This is a genomic window from Nocardiopsis sp. NPDC055824, from assembly GCF_053616335.1.
The window spans coordinates 1-8,084 of record NZ_JBSHDN010000250.1 but is presented as its reverse complement, the minus strand read 5'-3'; the positions used below and the strand labels follow the sequence as shown (position 1 = coordinate 8,084).

Annotated in this window: 7 protein-coding genes; 6 read left to right on the top strand and 1 reads right to left on the bottom strand. The window is 73.7% G+C overall.

The genetic code is table 11. The annotated features are described in order from the left end of the window. The first annotated feature begins 304 nt into the window (after positions 1–304). The 5 genes from ACWGL3_RS29090 to ACWGL3_RS29070 all read left to right on the top strand — a co-directional run bounded on the left by ACWGL3_RS29090 (position 305) and on the right by ACWGL3_RS29070 (position 6,097). Entirely contained in the window at positions 305–1,132 is an 828-nt protein-coding gene (locus tag ACWGL3_RS29090) for a MurR/RpiR family transcriptional regulator (RefSeq protein WP_267948530.1), read from the top strand. A 78-nt stretch (positions 1,133–1,210) separates the two neighbouring features. Then, entirely contained in the window at positions 1,211–2,377 is a 1,167-nt protein-coding gene (locus ACWGL3_RS29085; protein WP_452462025.1) for an extracellular solute-binding protein, read from the top strand. A 158-nt stretch (positions 2,378–2,535) separates the two neighbouring features. Further along, positions 2,536–4,314 carry an ABC transporter permease gene (locus ACWGL3_RS29080; RefSeq protein WP_355014174.1) on the top strand — a complete coding sequence of 593 codons (1,779 nt, stop codon included), beginning with the start codon at positions 2,536–2,538 and terminating at the stop codon, positions 4,312–4,314. After that, positions 4,311–5,465, top strand: coding sequence for an ABC transporter ATP-binding protein (locus ACWGL3_RS29075; protein ID WP_267948527.1), 1,155 nt, complete (start codon positions 4,311–4,313; stop codon positions 5,463–5,465). Before ACWGL3_RS29080 ends, ACWGL3_RS29075 begins: the two co-directional genes overlap by 4 nt. After that, positions 5,462–6,097 carry a histidine phosphatase family protein gene (locus ACWGL3_RS29070; protein WP_267948526.1) on the top strand — a complete coding sequence of 212 codons (636 nt, stop codon included), beginning with the start codon at positions 5,462–5,464 and terminating at the stop codon, positions 6,095–6,097. Before ACWGL3_RS29075 ends, ACWGL3_RS29070 begins: the two co-directional genes overlap by 4 nt. 344 nt (positions 6,098–6,441) lie before the next feature. Here ACWGL3_RS29070 and ACWGL3_RS29065 read toward each other — a convergent pair whose 3' ends face one another. Beyond that, the gene (locus ACWGL3_RS29065; RefSeq protein ID WP_267948525.1) at positions 6,442–7,125 is read right to left on the bottom strand and encodes a TetR/AcrR family transcriptional regulator C-terminal domain-containing protein; all 684 of its coding nucleotides are present in this window, start codon (positions 7,123–7,125) and stop codon (positions 6,442–6,444) included. A 39-nt stretch (positions 7,126–7,164) separates the two neighbouring features. Here ACWGL3_RS29065 and ACWGL3_RS29060 point away from each other — a divergent pair, with 39 nt between their 5' ends. After that, positions 7,165–8,049 carry a CPBP family intramembrane glutamic endopeptidase gene (locus ACWGL3_RS29060; RefSeq protein WP_267948524.1) on the top strand — a complete coding sequence of 295 codons (885 nt, stop codon included), beginning with the start codon at positions 7,165–7,167 and terminating at the stop codon, positions 8,047–8,049. Positions 8,050–8,084 lie beyond the last annotated feature (35 nt).

The following is an 8,084-nucleotide window of genomic DNA, read 5'->3' as shown; positions in this document are numbered from 1 at the left end:
CGCACACCCCCGGGCACCTCCCCCGGGGCCCGCGCCCGCGGGCCCCGGGGCCCCCCCCCCCCGGCCCCCCCCGCCGGTGCCCCCCCCCGGGGGGGGGCGGCGCGCCGTCTGCACGGGAGTCCCGTGCCCCCGCCGTCCGGAGGGCGGCCCCGTGTCCGGGGTCGCGGACGCATCGGGCCTGGCAGAGGCCCCTCCTCCGCGGGACCGGGCGCCCGTCCGACCTGGGGGTGAAGACCCCATGAACCGCAACTTAAATTGCAGAATGTCATACTCACGCAATTAAAATTGCTGTAGCGTCACTGTCGTGAACTTCCACGAGCGTGTGAACGAGTACCGCGACCGGCTGACCAGGTCGGACCGCGTCCTCCTCGACGAACTCCTGGCCCACCCGGCGGAGGCCCCGCTGTGGCGGGGCGGGGACGTCGCCCAGCGCGCGGGGGTGCACCCCGCCGCCGCCACCCGCCTGGCGCAGCGCCTGGGGTACCAGGGGTACCTGGAACTGCGGGACGACCTGCGGGAGGACCGCGAGGCCCACCTCAACGGCGCCGGCGACCGGTTCCGCGCGGAGCTCCGGGGAGAGGGCCGCGTCCTGGACACGCTCCTGGCCACCGAGCTCGAATCACTGGCGGCCGTCGGAAGGCACGTGGACCAGTCGCAGATCGACGAGGTCGCCGACCTCCTGGTCGGCGCGCGCGTGGTCCACCTCTTCGCACGGGGCAACGCGGGGATCCTGGCCGAGCTCCTCGACGGACGGCTGCGGCGGTTCGGGATGCACTCGGTCAACCTCGTCGGCCCCGGGCGCGAGGTCGCCGAACGGGTGCTGGCGATGTCGGAGTCCGACGTCGTCGTGTCCTTCGCCTTCCGCCGCGCCCCGCGCAACCTCACGGACCTCTACGCCCGGGCCTCCGCCGTGGGCGCCCGCTCCGTCCTGATCACGGACACCCTCCACACCCTCGACCCCGCCCCGACCACCGTCCTGTCCGCCCCGCGCGGACACCAGGAGGGCTTCTCCTCCCTGAGCGTCCCGATGATGATCGCCAACGCCATCGTGCTCACCGTCGCCCAGCGGCACCCCGACGTCATCCTCCCCGCCCTCGACCGGCTGGACGGCCTGCTCACGGACTTCGGCTGACGCCACCGGCCGCAGTCCCCCGGCGTCCGTGCCCGCCCCCTCCCCCACCTGCGCGAGAACTGACACAAAGGACCTGTCATGCGCTTTTCGAGAATGCTCTCCGCCTCCGTCGCCCTCCCCCTCGCCGTCTCCCTCGCCGCCTGCGGCGGCGGCGCCCCCCAGACCCCCGCCGCCGACGGGGGCGCGGACCCCCACGAACTCGACGACGCCACCCACGAGGAACTCGTCGAACTGGCCACCGAGGAGGGCGAGGTCACCGTCTACTCCTTCACCTCGCGCATCGCCTCGGTCGAGGAGGCGTTCGAGGCGGAGTACCCCGGCATCGACCTGATCGGCCATGACATCTCCTCCTCCGAGCAGATCACCCGGCTGCGGTCCGAGTCGCAGGCCGGCACCCCGTCGGCCGACGTCGCCTACATCTCCGACGCCCCGGTCGTCATCACCGAGCTCGTCGCGGGCGGCATCCTCCAGAACTACGTCCCGCCGCGGGTCTCGGAGACCGTTCCCGAGGAGTACCGTCAGCCGCTGCTGGCCAACCGCCTCTCGACCAAGGTCCTCATGTACAACGAGGAGGCCCATCCCGACGGCTCCCCGGTCGGGAACCTGTGGCAGCTGACCGAGGAGGAGTGGAACGGCAGGGTCGTCATGGTCGACCCCGCGGTCCGCGGGGACTACCTCGACCTCGTGGCCGAGATCGTGCGGCAGTCCGAGGCGATGGCGCAGGCGCACCTGGACCACTTCGGGACCGAGGTCGTCCTCGACGACGGCGTCGAGAACGCCGGTCAGCAGTTCGTCAAGGACCTGTACGGCAACGGGCTGGTCCTGGTCGACGACACCGACAACGTCAACGCGGCGGTGGGCGCGGCGGGCCAGGACGACCCGCCGGTCGGCTTCACCTCGTACTCCGACCGCCGGGACAACGAGGAGGAGGGGTGGGCGCTCCAGGCCTCCCTGGGGACCGCGCCCTCGCCGGGGATCACCTTCCCGGCCTACATCGGCATGGTGCGCGACTCCGACAGCCCGGCCGCCGCCCGGCTGGTCGCGGACTTCCTCATGGGCGACGACTCGGAGACGGGCGGCCCCGCCTTCGACCCCTTCTACGTCCCCGGCGACTACCCGGTGCGCACCGACATGGCGGCCCCCGGGGGCGCGGTCTCCCTCGACGAGCTCGGCGCCTGGGACATCTCCCCCGAGGAGACGGCGCAGATCCGCGACGACGTGGCCGACTTCCTGCTGACCCTGTAGGCCGCGTTCCGCGGACCGTTCCGGGCCTCGCGAGCGCCGGGCCGGCCGGGAGCGTCCGCGGGACACGTCCGCGGGCGCGCACCGCGAGCGACCTCACCGCTGCACGTCACCGCAGAACACGCCCCGGGACAGGTCCCCCGTCCCGGAGAGAGGACACCATGAAGAGGGCACCCGCCCCCCGCCGCACGACGGTCGGCAGCACGGTGGCACGTGCGCGGACCGCCCTCGGGCAGCCGACCGCCGTACTGGGAGCCGGCACCCTGCTCGTCCTCGCCGTCCTCGTGGTCGCACCGCTCCTCGGGCTGGTCAACACGACCCTGACGGCCGGCAACCGCGAGGCGTGGACTGACGTCTTCGCCAGCCCGATGTCGGAGAACCTCCTGTGGAGGCCGATGGGCAACTCGGTCCTCATGGGGGTCGCCACCGCCGCCGGCTCCACGGTGATCGGCGGCTTCCTCGCCTGGGTGGTCGTGATGACCCGGCTCCCGGGGCGCGGGATCCTCGGCCTCCTGGCGACGATCCCGTTCGCCCTGCCGAGCTTCGCCCTGGCACTGGCGTGGGAGTCGGTCTTCCGCAACGACCTGATCGGCGGTTCCACCGGCATCCTCATGAACCTGGGGATCCCCGTCCCCGACTGGCTGGCCTGGGGGCCGGTTCCGATCGCCGCGACCCTGACGGCCCACTACTTCTCGCTGTCGTTCATGCTCGTCGCCGCCGCCCTGGCGAGCGTCAACGGCGACCTCATGGAGGCCGCGGAGCTGACGGGCGCCCCGACGATGCGCGTGGCCCGCGACATCGCGCTGCCCGTCGTGGCCCCGGCGATGGTCTCGGGCGCCCTGCTCGCCTTCGCCGAGGGCGTCTCCAACTTCGTCACACCCGCGCTCCTCGGCCTGCCCGTCCGGTTCCACACGCTCTCGACCCGCCTGTACGGGGCGATCTCCACGGGCGACGTCTCACGCGGATACGTGCTGTCCATCGTGCTCATCCTCGTGGCCGCGATGATCATGTACGCCTCGACGAGGATCACCGGCGGCAGGCGCAGTTTCGCGACGATCACCGGCAAGGGCGGCCGCCGCCGGGGCGTCGACCTGGGGCCGTGGGCGCGGCCGGTGGCCGCGGTCGCGTGGCTGCTGGTCACCTGCACCACCGTCGTCCCCGGCCTGGTGCTCGTGTTCAGCTCGCTGACCCTGCGCACCAACGACTTCTCGTCGGGGCTGACCCTCCACTACTGGATCGGCGGCTCCGACCCCGCCCTCGCCCAGGGGCAGCGGGGCATCCTGAACAACCCGCAGATCCTCCAGGCCACCTGGAACACCGTGCTCCTCGGGGTGTGCGTCGCGGTCTGCGCGGGCGTCCTCGGCCTACTCGTCTCCTACGTCATCACCCGCTCCGGCGGGCCGAGGTGGCTGACGGGGACCATGGGCGTCCTCTCGTTCGTGCCGTTCCTCATCCCCGGCATCGCGCTGGGCGCCGCGTTCATCGCGCAGTTCGGTGCGCCCATCGGTCCGATCCCGAGCCTGTACGGGACGTTCGCGATCCTCGTGCTGGCCGGGATCGCGGCGACGATCCCGTTCGCGGTCCGGTCGGGCACCTCGGCGCTGGGCCAGGTGTCCAAGGACGTCGAGGAGTCGGCGGTGATGGCGGGGGCGGGGCTGTTCCGCAGGATCGGCTCCGTCATCGCTCCCCTGACGGCGCGCGGCCTGTTCACGGGAGGGGTGCTCGTGTTCGTCCAGATGGTGCGCGACCTCTCCCTCGTCGTGCTGCTGGCGACCCCCGCGATGCCCGTCCTGGCCGTCCTCACCTACCAGTACTCGTCGGAGAACTTCACGCAGTCGGCCAACGCGGTCACCGTCGTCATCGCGGTGATATCGGTTGCGGCGACCATCATCGCGCGGCGCTTCGAGGGCGCCGCCCAGCCCTGGAACTCGAACTCATGACCTCCACGATCGGCACCGATCGGGCGGAAAGGACCGGCATGCGCTCCGAGGCGTCTTCGGCCTCCCTGACCATCACCGACCTCCGGAAGGACTTCGGCGGCACCGCGGCCGTCGACGGCATCTCGGTCGACGTCCCGGCGGGCTCCTTCCTCGTCCTCCTCGGCCCGTCCGGCTGCGGGAAGACGACGACCCTGCGGATGCTCGCGGGGCTGGAGAACCCCACCGGCGGCGAGATCCGGTTCGGGGACCGCGTCATCGCCCGGGGCGACGGCACCGCGCTCGTGGCTCCCGCCGAGCGGGGGGCCGGGCTGGTCTTCCAGTCCTACGCGCTGTGGCCGCACAAGACGGTGCGGCAGAACATCGAATGGCCGCTGACCGTCGCGAGGTGGCCGAAGGAGGAGCGCCGCTCCCGGGGCGACCGGGTGCTGTCGATGCTGGCGATCTCCGACCTCGCCGACCGGTACCCGGGGGAGATCAGCGGCGGGCAGCAGCAGCGCGTGGCGATCGCCCGCATGATCGCGCCGCAGCCCGAGGTGCTGCTCTTCGACGAACCGCTGTCCAACCTCGACGCGAGGCTGCGGGTCGAGACCCGCGGGGAGCTCATGCGCGTCCACCGCTCCAGCGGCGCCACGAGCGTCTACGTCACCCACGACCAGGTCGAGGCGATGACCATGGCCACGCACATCGCGCTCATGAAGGACGGCCGGATCGAGCAGTTCGGCACGCCGCGGGAACTGCTGGAGTCGCCGCGCACGGCGTTCGCCGCCACGTTCATCGGCACCCCCCCGGCCAACATCGTCGAGTGCCGGGTCCACGGGGGGAGGCTGCGGGCGTTCGGCGTCGACTGCGGCGCCGCCCCGCCCCCGTCCGGGGGCGGGACCGTCAGGGCGATGTACCGGGCCGGTTCGGTCGGGATCGCCGCCGACGCGTCGGAACCGGGGTGTGTGGAGGCGACGTTCGCCGACCAGGTGCCGATGGCCGACAGGTGGGTCATCGGCGTCGACCTCCCCGACGGGACGCGGATGCACGTCTCCCGCGACACGCCGGTCGGACTGCTGCCCGGTGAGGCGCTCGGCGTGCGCCTGCCGTCGGCGCCGGACGCGTACTTCGACGCCTCCGGTGAGCTCCTGGACGCCGAGGTGTCCGGATGATGCGGCTTCTCCTGGTCCGCCACGGCGAGACCGCGTGGAACGAGGAGCGCCGCCTCCAGGGGCAGCGGGACGTCGGGCTGTCCGAGGCCGGGCGGCGGCAGGTCTCCGCCCTGGCGGAGACGGTCGGGTACCTGGCCCCCGGGTACGTCGTCACCTCGGGCCTGCGCCGCACGCGGGAGACCGCGGAGGTGCTCGGCGTACGTCCGGACGCGCGCGACCCCCGGTTGAACGAGGCGTACCTGGCCGGCTGGGAGGGGCGCTACTCGGCGGAGGTCAGGGCGGAGGACGGCGGCGTGTACGCCGCGTGGCGCGCGGGGCGGTTCCACCCGCCGGGGGCCGAGAGCTTCGGCGAGCTGACCGAGCGGGTGGTCGCCGGGCTCGACGCCGCCGTGCGGCGGGCCGCGGACGGCGGGCACGAGCTGCTCATGGCGGTCACCCACGGCGGGCCGGCGCGGGCCTTCCTGACGGCCGCCGTCGGGCTCGACCCCGCCCGCACGGTCCCGAGCCACCCGGCCAGCCTCAGCATCGTCGACGTCGACCCCGGGGCCGCGTCCCTCCTCGAACCGGGGGCGGCCAGGCTCCGGCTGTTCAACTACTCGCCGGCGATGTCGCCGCTGGACCCGCCGGACTGACGGCCGCGGGACGGGGACCGGTCGGGAGCCCCCCGCCGGGGCGGCCTCCGGTCCGCGCCCCAGGGGCGCGCGGCCCCGACGGCACGGCCGCCGCCGGCGGTGGTGCCGGCCCCGCCGGGCCGGCCCCGCCGCCGTGCCCGGCGGACTCCCCCGACAGGCTCCGCGACGGAGAGGTCCTCCCGTCGTGTACGGGGCCCGGCCTCCGGGGATGCAGGCCGGGATTCACGCGGCAGGCCCTCCCGTCGTGTACGGGGCCCGCCCCGTCGGGCGTGCGCCCCGTCGGGCGTGCGCCCCGTCGGGCGTGCGCCCCGGAACGGCCCGCGACCCCGGCGGGACGGGGCCGCCTACCCCGCCCGGCGGGCCCTGACCCCGTCCAGCACCAGGTCCAGCACCTGGTCGAAGTAGTCGTTCTCCACGGCGAGGGCGTCCGGCTCCGACACGGCGGCGGCGACCGCCCCGTCGTGCTCGCCCGAGTCCCTGGAGCGCATCGCGCGCACCGCGACCGCGGACGTGGCCGCGCCGAGCATCTGGTTGGACACCGCCCGGATGGCGACCGCCTGCTCCTCCTCGCTCCCCCCGCACTGCTGGAGCGCGGCGATGATCCTCCTCGAGAGCGCGACCGCGTTGGGCCCGACCAGGGGCCGGGCCCCGGCGAACTCCGCGGCCCAGGCGTGCGCGGTCAGAGCCGCGTAGAACCGGTACGCGGTCTCCTTCACCGCGGCGTCCCAGGGGGCGTCGGGGCCCGGCAGGACGGCCGCGGCGTCGGCCAGGATGCCGTCCACCGCCAGGTCGACGAGGTCCTCCCTCCGCTCCACGTACCAGTAGAGGCTCGTCGCGTGCACGCCGAGTTCGGCGGCGACCTTGCGCATCGTCAGCGCCGAGGAGCCCTCCCGGTCCAGCAGCCCGATCGTCGCGGTGACGATGCGCTCCCGGGTGAGCGCCGGCTGGGTGCGGCGGCGGCGCTCGGGGCGGCTGAAGACGCTGTCGAACTGCTGGTCGGATCGTGGTTCTGCCATGTCCGACAGCATACAACGGAACCTACGTTGTATGTCTTTCTCAAACAGTGTATGTTTCTCGGCATGAAGAACGAGCACCTCTCCACGCACCCCCGTCCCTCCGCCCCCACCGCCCCCGCGGTGGACCCGGCGCGGACGACCGTCCTCGCACCGCGCGGCCTCACCGCCTTCCTGGTGATCGCCTTCGCCTTCTCCTGGATCGCCTGGTGGGGAGGCACGCTCCTGCTCGACGGCGCCAACCCGATGCCGGCCGTGCTCGTCGGCAGTTTCGGCCCGATGGTGGCGGCGGTCCTCGTCACCGCCGCGACCGAGGGCAGGTCCGGGGTGGGCGCCCTCTTCCGGCGGTACTCGCCGCTGCGCAGGGGCGGCGTCACGCCCTACGCGATCGCGGTGCTCGCGGTCCTGGCCATCGCGGCCTCGGGCGTGATCGCCGTCCGCCTGCAGGGGGCGACGGTGGACGAGGCCGCGCTCGACGCCGCGCTGATGGCGGTCCCCGTGCAATTCCTGCTCATCGCCCTGGTCGGCGGCGGCAACGAGGAGCTGGGCTGGCGCGGATTCGCGCTGCCGCGGCTCCAGGGCTCGCTGCCCCCGCTCGCGGCGAACGCGGTCCTCGGCGCGGTCTGGGCGGTGTGGCACGCCCCCCTGTTCTCCATGGCCGGCACGGTCCAGGCGCAGATGTACTTCCCCGCCTACGCCCTGCTGTGCGTCGGACTGACGGTCGTCCTCGGCCACGTCTTCAACTCCTCCCGCGGCGGCGTGCTCGCCGCGGTGATCGCCCACACCGCGATCAACGTCGTCTCGGGCCTCAAGGGGGCCGCGGTGGGAGACCCCGCCGGAGCCCCCGAGGTCGCACTGGTCGCCCTCGTCGCGGTGTTCCTCGTGGTGGTCACCCGCGGCCGCCTGGGACTGCGCGGGACCGACGCCCCCCAGCGCTAGAGCCCTCCCGACCGCCCGTGCCGGCGCCCCCGGCG